Here is a 15842-nt window from a genome sequence, read left to right as displayed (position 1 = left end):
GCCTTTTTGTTGTGAGGAGCTAGAAATATGGAGAGTAAACAAAGTAGAAATGAGTATTTAAGACGCATACATAAGGTTCAAGATTATATAGAATCAAACATAGACAGTTCACTATCCATTGAAAAGCTAGCGGATATAGCAGGATTTTCGAAGTTTCATTTTCATAGAATTTTTAAAGGAATAGTAGACGAGCCGTTATCACGATATGTAAATCGATTGAAGTTAGAAAGGGCAACAAACCTTCTTACATATCGATTGGATATGACGATTACGGATATCGCTTACCATTTTGGTTTCACAGATTCAGCAGTTTTCTCCCGAACATTTAAAAATTATTACGGTGTAAGTCCGTCTCAATATCGAAATGACAATAGCAAGAATTGCAAAGACGTAAGGGGAATTCCTCAATACAATGAATGTAAGAAGGTTCGAGGAAATGTTGAAATTGTAACAGCGGACGATATAAACGTCGCATACATAAGACATATCGGTACATATGAAGAGTTAACGCTAGCTTTTCCAAACATGATAGAGAAATTATTTCATTACGCAGCAGAGGAAAACTATCATGTATTTGAGGATACGAAAGTATTAACCATTTACCACGATCATCATGAATTTACTGAGGACAATCATTTAAGAACTAGTTTATGTATAACAATTCCCGATGAATCCACAGTAGAAACGAACGACATAGGAATAATGGTAATACCTTCAGGGAAATATGCGGTAGGTCCTTTTGAAATACGCCAAGATGAATATAAAGGGGCGTGGGATTACTTATACGGTGAATGGTTGCCAAATAGCGGATATAAACCGAGAGACTCATATCCTTTTGAAGTGTATAAAAATAATCCAGAGCAGCACCCAGAAAAGAAACATATAGTTGATATATATGTACCTATCGAACCTTTTTAATTACAGGTTAAAGGGGAATGAATGATGAAAAATGCTGAAAAGTTAAATCAGATTATAAAAGAAGAATATGAAAATATGAATGGTATGTTAGTAGTGCAGAAAGGTAATGTTATTTTTGAAAAATATTATAACGGTTACGGTCCAGATGATGCATTTCACATAGCGTCAGTCACAAAAACGATAATCTCTGCGCTAATTGGGATATGTATAGATAAGGGCTATATAAAAAGCGTTGATCAAAGAGTAATAGAATTTTTCCCGGAATATAACGTTAATTCATCTGAAGTAACAGTAAGCCATCTTCTAACGATGACAGCTCCACATCCATTCGTAGACTGGCAGGAACCGTTAGAAGAACTATGTACACAACAAGATTGGATACAATATACGTTAAATAGGATAGGAAGCGGCGGAGAAATTGGATCTTTTAAATATTCATCTGCAGGAGCTCATATACTATCAGCGATCATAACGAACGCAACAGGAAAAAATGCGCGTGAATTTGCGAATGAATACTTATTTCAGCCACTGGGCATGAGAGAAATTCCAAACTATAATATGAAAGCATTTGGATTTGATGACTTATTCGGAAAAGATGTGAAAGGATGGGTTCACGATCCAAATGGTATTTCGACGGGCGGCTGGGGACTAACGTTAACGGTTAGAGATATGGCGAAGTTTGCACAGATTTATTTGAATGAAGGTATTCATAATGGAAAACAAATACTATCAAAATCATGGATAAAAGAATCGACAGAAATGAACCAAAATCAATATGGTTATTTATGGCGGTTACGAGAAGAAGAGGGAATCTTTTCATACTGTGCTATGGGTGACGGTGGGAATATGATTTGTTGTATTCCGGAGAAGGATTTGGTTATAGTAATTGCTTCTGAAATTATGCCGAATGCACGGGATAGATGGGAATTGATTGTGAAATATATTCTTCCTTGTATACAGTCAAATCAATAATGATAGCAAAAAGATGGTGTGAATTGGAGTTTCATACCATCTTTTTGTTTTATGACGGAAAGTTCAGGGGAATGTAAGAATCGTGTTAATAAATGTAAATATTAAGTTTTATCGATATATGATTATTTTTTTATGTATAATGAGGACAAGGCCTAAAAATACTTAAATATTTAAGTGAATATTTTAAAAAGGGAGATTAAGGATATATGAAAAGCTTACTTCAAAAAACTTTAGCTGTTACAGGATTAACTGCTTCTTTATTAGGTATGGTTTCTTCCGTTTCATTTGCTTCGATTAGTTGGGATAATAATGCAACGTGGACAGGAAGCGGAGCAAAAGCTAAGGCAACTGCCTATACTGCGAAAAAGAACGAACCTCATTTTTACAAGATGACTGTAAGAGCTAGCTTTGATGATGGGACTTCTAAAGAGTTAGCATTGTATGATGCTAAAATTTCAGATCGTATAAACGTTAGCGTTGCATCCAAAGGACCGGTGACCAGAGGTTATTCGGGTCATGAATGGATAATGGTAGGGGATAGTGCGTACACTTCTAAGGAAATGGTAATTAAATAAAAATCAACAAAAACCGTGAAAAAGGATAAATACCATTTTCACGGTTTTTAAAATGAGGAGGATATATGAATCTAGTAATAAAAGAAATAGTGGTGAACAAAGCGATATTCATTATGTTATTTATTACGTTTGTATTGACAATATGGCCGATACTTATCGCAATGTCGACGAAAGATTATTATGATGAAAGATTTTATGATAGTAAAAATGGTTATTTTAATTATTACTATTCCGTTCAACTTACTAATATGGGGGAATTCAATTTCAAACAATTTCAGACGTTAGTAGAATCTGATTTTAAAAACGCTAGCGTTATTACAAATGATATTCGTACTACTATTCCAGGTATCGGCCGAGTAACAATGAATGGTCTCCTTAATAAAAATTGGTCTCCACCATTGCTAAAAGGTTCTCAGATAGAACAACATGAGGAAAATAGTGTAATAGTCGGGAAGAAAATTTATAAAAATACGGAAACAATAAAACTATTTAATAAGGAATATACAGTTAAAGGCGTAGCTGGAGTAAGTACCGAATATGAGTATAATATGAAAATTTATGTCTCTCTAAATGACATGCCAGATGAAGTGAAACAAGTGATACAAAATGAAAAGACATTCCAAATGATCGTTCGTTCTAACGAAAACCCTAAAGAAGAGATAGAAACTTTCATACAGCATTTAAAGCAGAACAATACAGATATAAATGCCAAAGTGATTAGTGAAAAAGAGAACTATGAGAAGGAAAAAAACTCTAGTGAAGCCGTAGAAGAGTTACTCAGTTTTCCAAATAGGCTTTTATGTATAGCTTTAATTACCAGTATAATAGTCAGTTATTATTGGATTTATACGAAGAAAAAGAGTTTGTCGTTAAGGAAAGCTTTGGGAGCAAGTAATGTAAATCTTTTTATTTTTATATTTAGTCAATTGTTTTTATGTGCAATCGCTGCATCAGCCTGTGCAATATGCATACAATGGATTTTTAGCATTTTGAGTGAAAATATTATAGAGTTTACAAGTTATAGTATTAGTTTACAGTCTACTCATATTGTAATGTGTGTATTTCTTTCACTTACTATAGCTTTTATCCTCTCTGTAATACCATTTGTATATGTGATTAAAAGTGAACCTGCTAAAGCATTAAAGGAGTAAACATGATGAGAATAAAAAGTGCGTTCCTAGCATTAAAAAAGAGATTTCTATTTTCGGTACTTCTTCTAATACAGATTACATTTGGATTAGCAACTATAACGAGTTCAATTAATGTATTTTATAATTTACACCATCTGAATGATAAATCCAGCTCGGTATTAAATGCGGATAAAACATATTTAGTTACTTTTGAAATGACGACAGATAAGTTACAAAGCAATAAATTTAATAAAGAGCAAATTCAAGAAGTTTATAAAACGATTCAACAAAATAAAGATGTGATTTCGTATGGTACATACGAGGCGAGAGTTATTGAAATAGAGTCAAGTAATAGACCATTTCAAAATAGTATGATTACTGATTTGAAACATAAAACGTTTCGCGATGACAGACCTACTATTACAACAATTTTTGTAGATGAAAATTACTATAAAATGTTACAGTTACCTTTAAAATCTGAAGAAGGTTTCTTGCATGAAGATTTTCAAAAAAATAGTGAAGAGAAAACAAAGGTTTTAATGGGTTCATACTTTAAGAAATATTTTCAAGTTGGAGATACAATTAATAATCAATATACAATTACAGGCTTTTTGCCGGAGAATAAATTTATCGTAAATAATAATACGACGAACGCATATTCGAAGTTGGATTACGTAATGATAATACCTATGTCATCTAATAGAGTTGAAAAATATGAAGCAATGTTTTTAAGACTACATCAAAGTACAGTTTTATATTTACGAAAAGATGCAGATGTAAAGAAACTAGAAGAATCAATTCAACTTAAAGGAAACGGCGGTACGTTTTATTTAAAAAATTTGGGTGATGAAATAAATGAAGATGTTACTTTTAACAGCTATTCTGAAATACCTCAACTGATAGTCGGAATCTTATTTATTTTATTCTCAATCGTCGGAATTGTAGTAACGACTATTATTTCTATCTTGATGAGAAAGCGGGAATTTGGTATAAAAATAGCTTTTGGCGAAAGTAAATTTGGAATGTTTATTCAAATTGTTCTAGAGAACATTATTGTAGCAATAGTTGGCTTAGGGATGTCACTAGTTTACTTTTCATGGAGATATGGGGTTCTATTACAAATGTCGAAGGATTTAAAGGAATCAACGGTATTAGACTTTAAATTGAATATGCCTATATTATTTTTAGTATTTCTATTCTTATTATTGATCATCGTTGTCTCAAATGTAATTGTCTTCTTATTTATTAGAAAGCTTGAACCAAAAACATTAATAGGTGGGATGGAATAATGAGTTTAATTGTATTGAAAGACATTAAGAAGGTGTATAGTAACAAGAACCATAATACGTTCGCGTTAAATGGTATAAACTTAACGATAAATAAGGGCGAAATTATAGCGATAATGGGTCGATCAGGGTCGGGGAAAAGTACGCTATTAAATGTTATCGGGTTAATTGATTTGCCAAATGAGGGTGAATATACGTTAAATGAAAAAACATTAACTGAAATTAGAGCAAATAAAGTTCATAAAACAAGAAATGAAATGATCGGATTTATTTTTCAATATTTTGCATTGTTAAAAGAACATACTGTACTGGATAATGTAGCGCTACCACTCACATATAGAAAGCTAAAGCAACGGGAAAGAAAAAATAAGGCGAAGTTCTATTTAGAAAAAGTAGGTTTAAAAGAACATATGTATAAAACACCGGACGAGCTATCAGGTGGACAACAGCAGCGCGTCGCAATTGCTAGAGCGTTAGTAGGTGAACCAGAATTAATATTGGCTGATGAACCGACCGGAAATTTAGATAGAAAAACAGGAGAAGAAATTATGAATTTGCTATTACAACTGAATGAAGAAGGCCGAACGATTATTATTGTAACGCATGATATTGAAGTAGCGAATAAGTGTAATAGAATTATTGAGTTAGTTGATGGGGAAGTTGTGCGGAGTTAGTAATTCAATAATTATATCTAATTTAAGAATCCGTATTGATTAATTTTTCAAAATGGATTCTTTTTATTTGTAGGATTAAAGTAAAATAACAAATCCTCCCGTAACTTTTTATAACAGAAATTCGTTTAACAAAAGAAAGGATTTTTAATGATGAATGGGGGAGAACCATGAAAATTTTAATACTAGGTGGTACACGATTTTTGGGAAGAGCTGTTGTAGAAGAGGCTTTGAACAGAGGGCATGAAGTTACATTATTTAACCGCGGAACAAACAAAGAAATTTTTCCTGAAGTGGAGCAGCTTATCGGTGACAGAAATGGTGATGTATCAAGTTTAGAAAATCGAAAATGGGACGCGGTAGTCGACACGTGTGGATTTTCTCCGCATCACATTAGAAATGTCGGAGAAGTCTTACAAAATAATATAAAGCATTATATATTCATCTCAAGTCTCTCCGTATATAAAGATTGGATTCCGCATGATATTAAAGAAGATTATATATTACAACCCGAACTTACGGGTGATCAAATAAAGGCTGTAGAGAATGGTGAAGTTTCACCTTATGAGTATTATGGTGCACTGAAAGTATTATGTGAAAAAGAAGCAGAGAAGTATTGGCCGGGGCGTGTATTACACGTAAGAGCAGGACTTCTTTCAGGAATGTTCGATTATACAGATCGACTTCCATACTGGATCGGGCGTGTAGCAAAGGGAGGAAAAGTATTAGTACCAGGAAGAAAAGATCGTCCAATGCAAATAGTTGATATAAAAGATGTCGCGAGCTTTGGACTCAACATGGCAGAAAATAATAAAACAGGTACATTCAATATAACAGGTCCGAATGATGAATTGACGATGGAAGAACTATTAAATACGTGTAAAAAGGTTACGAATAGCGATGCTGAATTTGTTTGGATAGACGAATCGTTTATGAGTGAACATAATGTGCAGCCTTGGACAGAAATGCCTTTATGGATTCCAGAAACTTTTCCATTAGAAGGGGAAACGAAGCCGTGGAAAGGTGGGTTTTCTATTAGTATTGCAAGTGCTGTTAAAGAAGGACTTACTTTTAGAAGTTTAGAACATACAGTTACAGATGTGTATGATTGGATGAAGAGTATGGAGAATTGGGAATTAAAAGCAGGGATTTCAAGGGAAAGAGGAAAGATGTTATTGGATAAGTGGTATGGAATAAAGAGAGTTTAAATAAGAATCTTGTGAAAAAAGGACTCTGTTTATTGGTTAAACAGAGTCCTAATATGAATCTACCACTCAATCGGTTCTTCCCCGTACATCTCCCATAGATTAGGAAACATCTTTTTTAAACCTTCCTCATCGTCTTCATCCCAATCTAACTCGATATCAACTTCCTCAAACTCTTCATTTGTTAAGACATGGTATAGTGTAAAGTAAGTATCATCTTCATCCCCAGTCTTCTCCATGTAAACTTCTTGCCCGAAATATAGAGTAAGTTCTTCAATCTCTGGGACGTCATACTTACTCAAGTTTTCTAATACAGGAATTAATCGTTCTGGATTTTCAATACAAGCTTCGTATGTCTCTTTTCCTTGATATAATAACCATCCGCGGAAGTAATCGAAAGTATCATCTGAACAGCCACCCATAATAATATAGGCTGCTGCCCATAAACGGGTGGTATAGGAATCTTTCAAAATACGATGCATATGCGTATCAAAAGCTACAATTTCATGTACTGTACGTTTAGCAAGGTGAGAAGTAAGCCATTCTATTTGTTCTTCTTGGTCCTCACCTTTCGTTTTTGCACGATGAAGTAGTTCCCAAAATTCTTCTTCGGTTATCGTTTTTTCTTTTATGTAATCTTCCCCAGGCAACGGGTCTGTATATCCTTTTTTACGTTTGGAAGCAACTAGTTTATTAGCTTCTTTCATACATTCTTCTTCTGTTTCAAACTCTTTCGCTTTCACACTGCCAGCTGTGCCAATTTTTCCGTAAAACACAACATAATCCTTTTCTTTCACAACGATTTTCCAAAACTTATTTGATTTCTCAGTTTGCTGGATTAATAACGTTTCCATCCGTACCCCCATAATGTTTTCTAGTGTGCAATGTGATTGTAACATATGTATATACACTTGTAATGATGAAAAATAAGAGTTCGGAAAATTCGAAAACGATTGAATGAAGTGGATAAATTTAGTAACCTTATTTGTACAGTAATTACATAATTGTTTTGTAATAATTCGATATTTATATAAGGGGGCGTTACGGATGGATCTTACGTTTAAAGTAGAGGAAACATGTTTTAATTACCGCGTTGGAGCAATTTGTAAACAGAATAATAAAATACTTATTCTTCAAAACAAAGGGGAAGATTATTGGTATGTACCAGGCGGAAGAGTGAAAATGCTAGAAAATAGTGAAGACGCGTTAAAACGAGAGCTTGCAGAAGAATTAGGTGTTCCTATGAAAGGAAAGAGATTAATATGGTCAGTAGAAAATTTCTTTACACTTTCTGAGCGAAAGTTTCATGAAATTAGTTTCTATTATGAAGTAGAGCTACATGAGTTACCTGCAAATGGAGCAGATCAATATATTTTGGAAGAAGAGGGTAGAACATATTTATTTAAGTGGGTGCCGGTAGAAGAGTTAGAGGCATATAACTTACAGCCTGCGTTTATAAAAGAAAAAGTAAAGGATATAGCAGTTCATACAGAACATATCGTCTTACAAGATTAAATGTATACGGAGGGGAAAAGGGTGAAGGGGATTAAAAAAGAGGCTCATATAGATGGAAAAGTAATTCCGTATACACACATTGAAAAAGGTTCTAATTCCATTTGCTTTATGTTCTCAGGTTCAGGATACAATTACGATAAACCGTTATTTTATTATGCAACGATGTTAATGCTTGAACATAAAATTGATGTCGTACATATTCATTATTCTTATGATGGACAATTAATGAATAAACCAATGGAAGAAGTAATGAAAGTAATGATGGATGATATTCATCCTATAATGAAGGAAGTATTAAAAAATGAGCAATACAATCATACAATGTTTTTAGGGAAGTCACTTGGAACCATTCCGATTGCAAATGATGTAATGAAGAGAGAAGAGTTTTTACAGTCAAAAATGATACTACTTACACCTTTACTAACGTTTGGTTCCATTTTTGATTCAATCCTACATAGTCATCATGAAGGGCTATTAGTAATTGGAGATAAAGATCACCAATATAATGCAAATCAAATCGATCAGTTACATAAAACGAATTTACAGATTGAAGTTGTCAAAAACGCAAATCATTCTGTAAATGTTGGAGAATATGAAACCGAGAATTCAATCGAAGCAATAGCAAAAATAATAGAAAAGCTTAAAGAGGTTGTTAGGACAAACTAACCTATCAATACATGCAAAAAGAGGTGCAATTTGCACCTCTTTTTTATTTAATAAGCCCTAAGCACATGAAGTAAATAATCCTTACGATTCAGCGGATTATAATCAACACGTTTTCGAGTAGGGAAGGGAGCCTTCAGTTCTTTGTAACCAGATGGCTTTGTTGTAAAAATGCCTTCTCCTTCAGTGAATGAATGAAGCATTTGCTTAAAATTCTCTGTTTTCGCAACAGGTAATGATCCTGTTAACTGATAAGAATTGTAATGGAATATAGGCTCTGCAAAAGTTGCTGGAACGGCAGCGAGCTTATACATCGCGGTACTAATTGCGTGCTCCGGTACAGTTAATTCAAACTCGTTTATTGGTTCATATACATGTGTTTCAGCTTGCTTTAAAGCATCCATTAATACGATCGGTGTTAAGTTTCTAAAGTCACTCGCTGTTGTAACAGGACTAGCATAACCGGTATGTGTTAATGTGACGATAATATCTGTAACTTCCCAACCATATAAACCTTGTTTTAACGTTTGAAATACCGTATCTTCAATCGCTTTATGGAATGCTAAAGGTAGTGATCCGAGTTCAACCCCTAAGTGATATGTTACGCCAGAGTTAAGTTCACCACCTTCAACTTTGAATCCGACTGTTGCGTAAAATGGATTCTCTTTTTCATCCATTACTTCAACAGAATTGCCTAAGCCAATTGGTTTCTCGATACATACAACTCGCGTATTTGAAAAAGTAACTTGCAAATTATACTTCTCAAAAAGTGTGGTTTCAATCACTTCTTTTTGCACTTCACCGAAAAGGCGAATGTATAGTTCCTTATGAACATCATCTTTCCACACTTTAATGAGTGGATCTTCTTCGCAGAGTTCCATAAGTGCAGCGTATAAATCATGAATTCGCTCTTTAGGTACCGCATCAATCGCTGCTTCCATTTGTGGCTCGGCAAAGTGAATATCTTTTATATAATCCGTACGTTCACCAATAATATCACCAATTTTAATGTCATTCAGTCCCCACACTTTACAAAATTCACCGTTAGGAACAGTAGTAGTTTGAACGGCATTTCCATTATGAAATAGGCACATTTTTTTAATCTTTTCTTTATGTTGTAGAGACTCATCGCGCTGTATATCAACATATTTTCTAACATGTAAGCTACCTGAAAAAACTCTTATATAAGCAACCTTTTCTCCAGAAGGTTCACGTTCAATTTTAAAAACAACACCGGATAATGGTTCCTCTTGTGCCGATGTAAGAGCTGGCATTAGGGCCGGAAGTTTTTCAAGTAGTTCTGTTACTCCTATACCTGTCATTGCTGAACCGAAAAAGATTGGATACACACTTGCTTGCTGTATTTGCTGTTCTAGTTTTTCTCTTAATAGTGCGTCCGGTATTATTTCGTTATTTACATATGATTCAAGTAATGATTCATTAAATGGTGCTAACAGTTCCATACAATCGTCATATGATTTATATTCAATGATCCGGGCTTCTTTCGTTCCTTCGTTTAGAACAGAGTAGAAGGGGAATGCTTCATTTGAAAGAACCTCTTTTATTTGTTTCATAACTTTTTCAGTGTTTGCTCCACTACGATCAATTTTATTAACGAATAAAATTGTCGGTATGTTTAGTTTCTGTAATGTTCGCATTAAAATTTTTGTTTGTGCTTGCACACCTTCAACGGCAGAGATAACTAAAATTGCACCGTCTAGAACGCGGAATGATCGCTCCACTTCAGCGATAAAATCAGCGTGTCCAGGTGTATCAATGACATTTACTTTTACATCATCAATAAAGAAAGAAACGACAGATGCTTTAATCGTAATTCCGCGTTGTCTTTCTAATTCCATTGAGTCAGTTTGTGTATTACCACTATCTACTCGGCCAATTTCTTTAATTACATTTGTTTCATAAAGAATACGCTCAGTCAAACTCGTCTTGCCAGCGTCTACGTGCGCGACAATCCCTATGTTTATTGTTGTCATATTTAAATATCCTCATTTCATTTTCCATTTTCATTTCCTCATTTCTATTTGTGTATTGCCGCATTACAATCACTCTCCAGTCATTTAAATTATTACTATTATAATGTAATTTACATTTTTTGTAACGCTACAAAGCGCCTTAATTTGGAAAAAATAAAGTGAAAACAAAATGCTTGCATTCTAAATCGATATAGATTATATTAATTGACATATCAACTATTGATACATCAAATGTTTTTGTTTTGATTGTAAAGGAGGGGTAATTTGACAAGTTCATGCTCAAAAGAAGCGATTATTTTATATAAATTACACTTTCTAAATAAAGAAGTAAGTTCGAAATTTGAAGGGTGTACGGGTATGAGCCAGTCTCGATTAGAGCTTATACTTCAGTTATATGAAGTAGGTGAAATTAGTCAAAAAGCACTTCAGCAAGAAGTGAATATTGATAATGCTGCGATAACGAGGCATTTAAAACAGCTAGAAGCAAATGGAATGATTACAAGACGTAAAAATCCAGATGATAACAGAATTACGTTAGTTTCTCTTACTGAAGAGGGACGAAATAAAATTCAGGCGTTTCAAGAGGAAAAAGAACGTTTTGCAGCATCTGCATTTAAAGGATTAAGTGAAGAAGAACGCGACAATCTTTTAAATATGTTAAATCACATTCAAGAAAATATAAAAGAATTATAAAAAAGGGAGAATACAACTATGACTAACTCAGTAAAAACAAATAATTTTAACGAAATTTTAACAGGACGTCGTTCAATTCGTAAGTACGACCCTTCAGTGAAAATTAGCAAAGAAGAAATGACAGAAATTCTTACAGAAGCAACACTTGCACCATCATCAGTAAACATGCAACCATGGAGATTCCTTGTGATTGAAAGTGACGAAGCAAAAGCAACACTTGCGCCACTTGCGAAATTCAATCAATCTCAAGTAGAAACATCTTCAGCAATGATCGCTGTGTTTGGTGACTTAAACAACTTTGATAACGCAGAAGAAATTTACGGTACAGCAGTAGAACGCGGTTTAATGCCAGCAGAAGTAAAAGAAGATCAAATGAAAAAACTTTCAGGTTACTTTTCAATGGTTACACCAGAAGTAATGAAAGACACTGTATTAATTGACGGTGGTCTTGTAGCGATGCAATTTATGTTAGCAGCACGTGCTCACGGCTATGACACTTGTCCAATTGGTGGATTTGAAAAAGACCAAATCGCAGAAGCATTTGGATTAGATAAAGAACGCTATGTACCAGTAATGTTAATTTCAATCGGAAAAGCTGCTGACGGTGGTTACCAATCAGTACGTCTTCCAATTGAAAAAGTTGCAGAGTGGAAATAATTTTATAAAAGAACTTCAATAAGTGAAAGATGAAAGGGGAAACACCATGATTATTATTCACGCAATATTTCAAGTAGACCCAGCAAAACAACAATCATTTTTAGAAGAAATTCAGCCACTACTTCATGGTTCAAGAGAAGAAAGTGGAAATGTATCTTATGACTTATATAAAGATACAGAAAAAGAAAATGTTTATACGATGGTAGAAGTATGGAAAGATGAAGCAGCAGTTGCGAGTCATAATACGAGTGAACACTTCACATCTTTCGTTAGTAAAGCAGCACAATTTTTAACTGCTCCGCTTAATATAAAAGCTTATAATGGAGAGTTAGTAAAATAAGAAGGTGGAAAAAGATGACTTTAGCGTGTGGCTGAAGTCATCTTTTTTATTTTAATTTAAGGTTGAAATGGTTATATTAGTTAATTCTGTTGGGATTTTTTAATCAACATTATTATTCTTCTTCATGTATGTAATCACCTTTAAATAAGTAAAATAAATTAAATTTAAATTAATTTATTTTACTTATACTTAATTTTGTGTTAATGTATATTTAATTTTTTAATGTATTTATCCTTGTTTTATTAAAATAGAAAGAAAAAGAAATATATTAGAGTTAAAAGGTACACGGCCAGTATGTAAATAATAACTTATAATTTATTTTTAAATTTTTTAAGGGTGTGAACTATATTGAAATCGGTATTAAAAAGCATACTTATTTCCTTTGTTTTTTCAGCAGTAGGTATGTGTTGGTTGCTGTTCTTATTATTTCAAGGGGACGGTGATTGGTTATTATCTTGGATAGGCGTATTAATGGCATATTTATCTTTATATACTTTAATAGATTTATATCGTAAAAATACATACGATAAAAAAATAAATAAATGGCTTATAAAAACATCGGTGACTAGTTTTAGTTTTGCTGTATTAGGAATCTCATTTTGTATCATACATGAGTTATTAACACCATGGAGTCTTAGTTTAATGGTGTGGTATTGGTTGCTAATGTTAGTATTATTTTTAACGACTATAATATCATTAATCAGTTTAGTAGTTGTTAATCGTAAGAATCACAATTTCACCGTTGGATATAGAATGCTCATACTTCTAAATGTATTTCTTACATTGGGACCAGTATTATGGCCGCTATTACTCTCTATTATTGGAAATGGTATGAATGCTAGTGCGGGCTGGTAAAAGGAATTTAGATTAGTTGTTTAAAGAATAGGATGAAAAATTAATATAGAATTTTAAACGTTTATGAGAACATGTTTACATCAAAAATGAAAATATGTTCTCTTTTTATTTGCATGCATAACTTTTGCTCAATTTACCCTATTTAAATTTAAACGTAAGTATTTCGTAAGGAATGGATAAGAAAAAAGAGAGGTTTATCATATAGGATGAAAGTATAGCTTGAATCAATACGATATTAATAGAGGAGAGAAATCCTTATGAAAACACGTAATCAAATTAAGTTGGCAAGTTTAGCAGTTTTATTAGCGGGTACTACTCTATTCACGCCAGGTTTTACTGTGACTGCAGAGTCAAATCAAAATATTTCTAGTTCGTCACAAGTACATGATCAAAAGAATCGTAATGGCTGGAAACAAGTAATGCAGGAAACAGTACAGCTTGGTGCTGTAGGAATATTAGCTAAGGCGTCTAACAACGGAAAAACTAATAGTTTTACTGCTGGCGTGGCGGACTTAAGTACAAAGAAACCGGTGAAATCGGATTATCGCTTTCGGATTGGTAGTGTGACGAAGACTTTTACTGCCACGACTGTTCTTCAATTAGTAGGAGAAAATCGCGTACAACTTGACGATCCAATTGAAAAGTGGCTACCAGGTCTCGTGCAAGGAAATGGGTATGATGGCAATCAAATTACGATACGACAACTTTTGAATCATACGAGTGGTATCGCTGAATACTTAAAGTCAAAAGACGCGGATATAATGAATTCGAAAAAAACGTATTCCGCAGAAGAAATAGTGAAAATAGGCCTTTCTCTGCCTCCAGATTTCTCGCCGGGTAAAGATTGGTTGTATTCAAACACAGGATACGTAATCTTGGGGATGCTTATTGAAAAAATAACTGGTAATAGTTATGCGGAAGAAATCGAAAAGCGAATTATTGAACCTTTGGACCTATCCAATACGTTTTTACCAGGAAATTCACCTGTCATCCCAGGAAAGCACCATGCTCGTGGATATGTGAAAATGGAAGGAACAGGCGAGTTGAAAGATATTACGTATTATAATCCGAGTTTAGCTAATGCAGCTGGAGATATGATTTCTAATGCGGATGATTTAAATAAGTTCTTTTCATCTTTACTCGGTGGTAAGTTACTGAAGGAACGCGAGCTAAAAGAAATGCTTACTACAGTTCCTGTAGAAGGAAAAGGGGTTGGTGACGCATACGGTCTTGGAATCTATGAGACTAAACTTCCAAACGGTATTTCAGTTTGGGGGCATGGAGGAGGAATTCCTGGATTTACAACTTTTGCTGGGGGAGTAATTGGAGGCAAACATACATTGGCTATCAGTCTTAACTCTATAGGTGGGGTCGATATTGTTCCGCAGTTAAATAAAATGATGCAAATTGAATTTAATAAATAGATGAAAAAAATCTGCTATAAGTTGTATCACGCACGAGCTATTAACACGATGGAGTATGGGCATAATGGTTTGGTATTGGTTGCTAATGTTAGTATTCTTTTAAACGACCATAATATCATTAGTTGGTCTCGTATTTGTTAATCGTAAAAATCAGAATTTCACTGGTGGATATAGAATACCTATACTTCTAAATGTACTGCTTACGTTAGTTAATGCTAGTATTACTTGAAATGGTATGAATGCTAGTGCTGGATGGTAAAAGGGAACAAAGGGTTTGAAACGTTTAAAAGAACATGTTTATAACTAAATATAAACACGTTCTTTTTTAGTGATAAATATAAATATGAACTCACTTTCAATCGTTAGATATGACCTTCACAACTGTTGCAGGTACTCCTGCAACGACAGTATTTTCAGGTACATCTTTCGTAACAACTGCACCTGCAGCAACAACTGAATTGTTTCCTATAGTCACACCGGGAAGTATAGTTGCACTAGATCCGATCCATACATTTTCACCAATTGTAACAGGGGAGGCGTATGTTGTATTTCTAGTTTTTAAAGTTAGCCCGTGATTAAGTGTGGCAATTGTAACATTCATACCGATCATACAATTATCTCCTATATGAATTCCGCCCCTATCTTGAAAAGAACACCCAGTGTTAAAAAATACGTTTTTTCCAATCGTTATATTTTTACCGAAGTCTGTATGAAACGGCGGAAAGCACATAAAAGATGAATCAATATTGTTTCCTGTCAATTCGCTAAAAAGCGTCACAATTTCTTCTCTGGAATGATAGGATGTATTCAATGACATTGTAATCTTTTGCGCTTCATAGCTACATTGAACTAATAGCTCATGTAATTCTTTATCCTCACCTGAAATAGGATTACCTTCCTTGCAAAAGTTTATAAAGTCTTTTATATCCATTGTTATACTCCTC

At 33.8% G+C, this 15842-nt stretch carries 17 protein-coding genes and 1 pseudogene; 15 read left to right on the top strand and 3 right to left on the bottom strand.

Annotation, left to right across the window (positions count from 1 at the left end):
• Positions 1-27 precede the first annotated feature (27 nt).
• The 7 genes from AC241_RS15215 to AC241_RS15185 all read left to right on the top strand — a co-directional run bounded on the left by AC241_RS15215 (position 28) and on the right by AC241_RS15185 (position 6760).
• Positions 28-918 (top strand): AraC family transcriptional regulator, encoded by an 891-nt coding sequence (locus AC241_RS15215; protein WP_050844120.1) that lies wholly within the window; start codon positions 28-30, stop codon positions 916-918.
• A gap of 24 nt (positions 919-942) precedes the next feature.
• Positions 943-1890: a serine hydrolase domain-containing protein gene (locus AC241_RS15210; RefSeq protein ID WP_029442685.1), complete on the top strand. Its 948-nt coding sequence runs from the start codon at positions 943-945 to the stop codon at positions 1888-1890.
• 206 nt (positions 1891-2096) lie between these two features.
• A complete protein-coding gene (locus AC241_RS15205) occupies positions 2097-2465 on the top strand; it encodes a hypothetical protein (RefSeq protein WP_023522327.1) in 369 nt (122 codons plus the stop codon).
• 65 nt (positions 2466-2530) lie between these two features.
• Positions 2531-3616, top strand: a complete 1086-nt coding sequence (locus AC241_RS15200; RefSeq protein ID WP_050844119.1) for an FtsX-like permease family protein — start codon at positions 2531-2533, stop codon at positions 3614-3616.
• Between the two features lie 2 nt (positions 3617-3618).
• On the top strand, positions 3619-4884 hold the full coding sequence (locus tag AC241_RS15195; RefSeq protein ID WP_042968976.1) for an ABC transporter permease: 1266 nt from the start codon (positions 3619-3621) through the stop codon (positions 4882-4884).
• Positions 4884-5555 (top strand): ABC transporter ATP-binding protein, encoded by a 672-nt coding sequence (locus AC241_RS15190; protein WP_050844117.1) that lies wholly within the window; start codon positions 4884-4886, stop codon positions 5553-5555. Before AC241_RS15195 ends, AC241_RS15190 begins: the two co-directional genes overlap by 1 nt.
• A gap of 167 nt (positions 5556-5722) precedes the next feature.
• The gene (locus AC241_RS15185; protein WP_050844115.1) at positions 5723-6760 is read left to right on the top strand and encodes an SDR family oxidoreductase; all 1038 of its coding nucleotides are present in this window, start codon (positions 5723-5725) and stop codon (positions 6758-6760) included.
• Between the two features lie 59 nt (positions 6761-6819).
• Here the strand turns inward: AC241_RS15185 and AC241_RS15180 are convergent, their stop codons facing one another.
• Positions 6820-7611 carry a DUF4240 domain-containing protein gene (locus AC241_RS15180; protein ID WP_050844113.1) on the bottom strand — a complete coding sequence of 264 codons (792 nt, stop codon included), beginning with the start codon at positions 7609-7611 and terminating at the stop codon, positions 6820-6822.
• A 193-nt stretch (positions 7612-7804) separates the two neighbouring features.
• Here AC241_RS15180 and AC241_RS15175 point away from each other — a divergent pair, with 193 nt between their 5' ends.
• Together AC241_RS15175 and AC241_RS15170 are read left to right on the top strand one after the other, a co-directional pair.
• Positions 7805-8272: an NUDIX hydrolase gene (locus AC241_RS15175; protein WP_050844111.1), complete on the top strand. Its 468-nt coding sequence runs from the start codon at positions 7805-7807 to the stop codon at positions 8270-8272.
• Positions 8273-8938, top strand: coding sequence for an alpha/beta family hydrolase (locus AC241_RS15170; protein WP_196303424.1), 666 nt, complete (start codon positions 8273-8275; stop codon positions 8936-8938).
• Positions 8939-8985: 47 nt separating this feature from the next.
• Here the strand turns inward: AC241_RS15170 and tet are convergent, their stop codons facing one another.
• The gene (gene tet / locus AC241_RS15165) at positions 8986-10929 is read right to left on the bottom strand and encodes a tetracycline resistance ribosomal protection protein (RefSeq protein WP_050844106.1); all 1944 of its coding nucleotides are present in this window, start codon (positions 10927-10929) and stop codon (positions 8986-8988) included.
• A 264-nt stretch (positions 10930-11193) separates the two neighbouring features.
• On the opposite strand from tet, the gene AC241_RS15160 reads away from it, so the two are divergent.
• The 6 genes and pseudogenes from AC241_RS15160 to AC241_RS34340 form a co-directional block, all read left to right on the top strand.
• Positions 11194-11622, top strand: coding sequence for a MarR family winged helix-turn-helix transcriptional regulator (locus AC241_RS15160; RefSeq protein WP_050844104.1), 429 nt, complete (start codon positions 11194-11196; stop codon positions 11620-11622).
• An 18-nt stretch (positions 11623-11640) separates the two neighbouring features.
• Complete coding sequence (locus AC241_RS15155) at positions 11641-12279, top strand: nitroreductase family protein (RefSeq protein ID WP_050844101.1); 639 nt, start codon at positions 11641-11643, stop codon at positions 12277-12279.
• A gap of 46 nt (positions 12280-12325) precedes the next feature.
• Positions 12326-12619 carry a putative quinol monooxygenase gene (locus AC241_RS15150; RefSeq protein WP_050844099.1) on the top strand — a complete coding sequence of 98 codons (294 nt, stop codon included), beginning with the start codon at positions 12326-12328 and terminating at the stop codon, positions 12617-12619.
• A gap of 348 nt (positions 12620-12967) precedes the next feature.
• A complete protein-coding gene (locus AC241_RS15145) occupies positions 12968-13474 on the top strand; it encodes a DUF3902 family protein (RefSeq protein WP_050844098.1) in 507 nt (168 codons plus the stop codon).
• A gap of 257 nt (positions 13475-13731) precedes the next feature.
• Positions 13732-14898, top strand: coding sequence for a serine hydrolase domain-containing protein (locus tag AC241_RS15140; protein ID WP_050844096.1), 1167 nt, complete (start codon positions 13732-13734; stop codon positions 14896-14898).
• A gap of 22 nt (positions 14899-14920) precedes the next feature.
• Positions 14921-15127: pseudogene (locus AC241_RS34340) on the top strand (DUF3902 family protein); the annotation flags it as partial.
• 126 nt (positions 15128-15253) lie between these two features.
• Here AC241_RS34340 and AC241_RS15135 read toward each other — a convergent pair.
• The gene (locus AC241_RS15135; RefSeq protein WP_016081122.1) at positions 15254-15829 is read right to left on the bottom strand and encodes a sugar O-acetyltransferase; all 576 of its coding nucleotides are present in this window, start codon (positions 15827-15829) and stop codon (positions 15254-15256) included.
• Positions 15830-15842 lie beyond the last annotated feature (13 nt).

The sequence above is a fragment of the Bacillus thuringiensis genome (genome assembly GCF_001182785.1).
In the GTDB taxonomy this organism is placed as follows: domain Bacteria; phylum Bacillota; class Bacilli; order Bacillales; family Bacillaceae_G; genus Bacillus_A; species Bacillus_A thuringiensis_S.
This window is presented reverse-complemented; position numbering and strand designations above follow the sequence as displayed.

Coding starts and splice junctions, on each gene's coding strand:
- AC241_RS15135 (WP_016081122.1), bottom strand. CDS start 15,829: ATGGATATAAAAGACTTTATAAACTTTTGCAAGGAAGGTAATCCTATT.
- AC241_RS15180 (WP_050844113.1), bottom strand. CDS start 7,611: ATGGAAACGTTATTAATCCAGCAAACTGAGAAATCAAATAAGTTTTGG.
- AC241_RS15205 (WP_023522327.1), top strand. CDS start 2,097: ATGAAAAGCTTACTTCAAAAAACTTTAGCTGTTACAGGATTAACTGCT.
- AC241_RS15140 (WP_050844096.1), top strand. CDS start 13,732: ATGAAAACACGTAATCAAATTAAGTTGGCAAGTTTAGCAGTTTTATTA.
- AC241_RS15210 (WP_029442685.1), top strand. CDS start 943: ATGAAAAATGCTGAAAAGTTAAATCAGATTATAAAAGAAGAATATGAA.
- AC241_RS15150 (WP_050844099.1), top strand. CDS start 12,326: ATGATTATTATTCACGCAATATTTCAAGTAGACCCAGCAAAACAACAA.
- AC241_RS15185 (WP_050844115.1), top strand. CDS start 5,723: ATGAAAATTTTAATACTAGGTGGTACACGATTTTTGGGAAGAGCTGTT.
- tet (WP_050844106.1), bottom strand. CDS start 10,929: ATGACAACAATAAACATAGGGATTGTCGCGCACGTAGACGCTGGCAAG.
- AC241_RS15215 (WP_050844120.1), top strand. CDS start 28: ATGGAGAGTAAACAAAGTAGAAATGAGTATTTAAGACGCATACATAAG.
- AC241_RS15200 (WP_050844119.1), top strand. CDS start 2,531: ATGAATCTAGTAATAAAAGAAATAGTGGTGAACAAAGCGATATTCATT.
- AC241_RS15195 (WP_042968976.1), top strand. CDS start 3,619: ATGATGAGAATAAAAAGTGCGTTCCTAGCATTAAAAAAGAGATTTCTA.
- AC241_RS15175 (WP_050844111.1), top strand. CDS start 7,805: ATGGATCTTACGTTTAAAGTAGAGGAAACATGTTTTAATTACCGCGTT.
- AC241_RS15190 (WP_050844117.1), top strand. CDS start 4,884: ATGAGTTTAATTGTATTGAAAGACATTAAGAAGGTGTATAGTAACAAG.
- AC241_RS15155 (WP_050844101.1), top strand. CDS start 11,641: ATGACTAACTCAGTAAAAACAAATAATTTTAACGAAATTTTAACAGGA.
- AC241_RS15170 (WP_196303424.1), top strand. CDS start 8,273: ATGTATACGGAGGGGAAAAGGGTGAAGGGGATTAAAAAAGAGGCTCAT.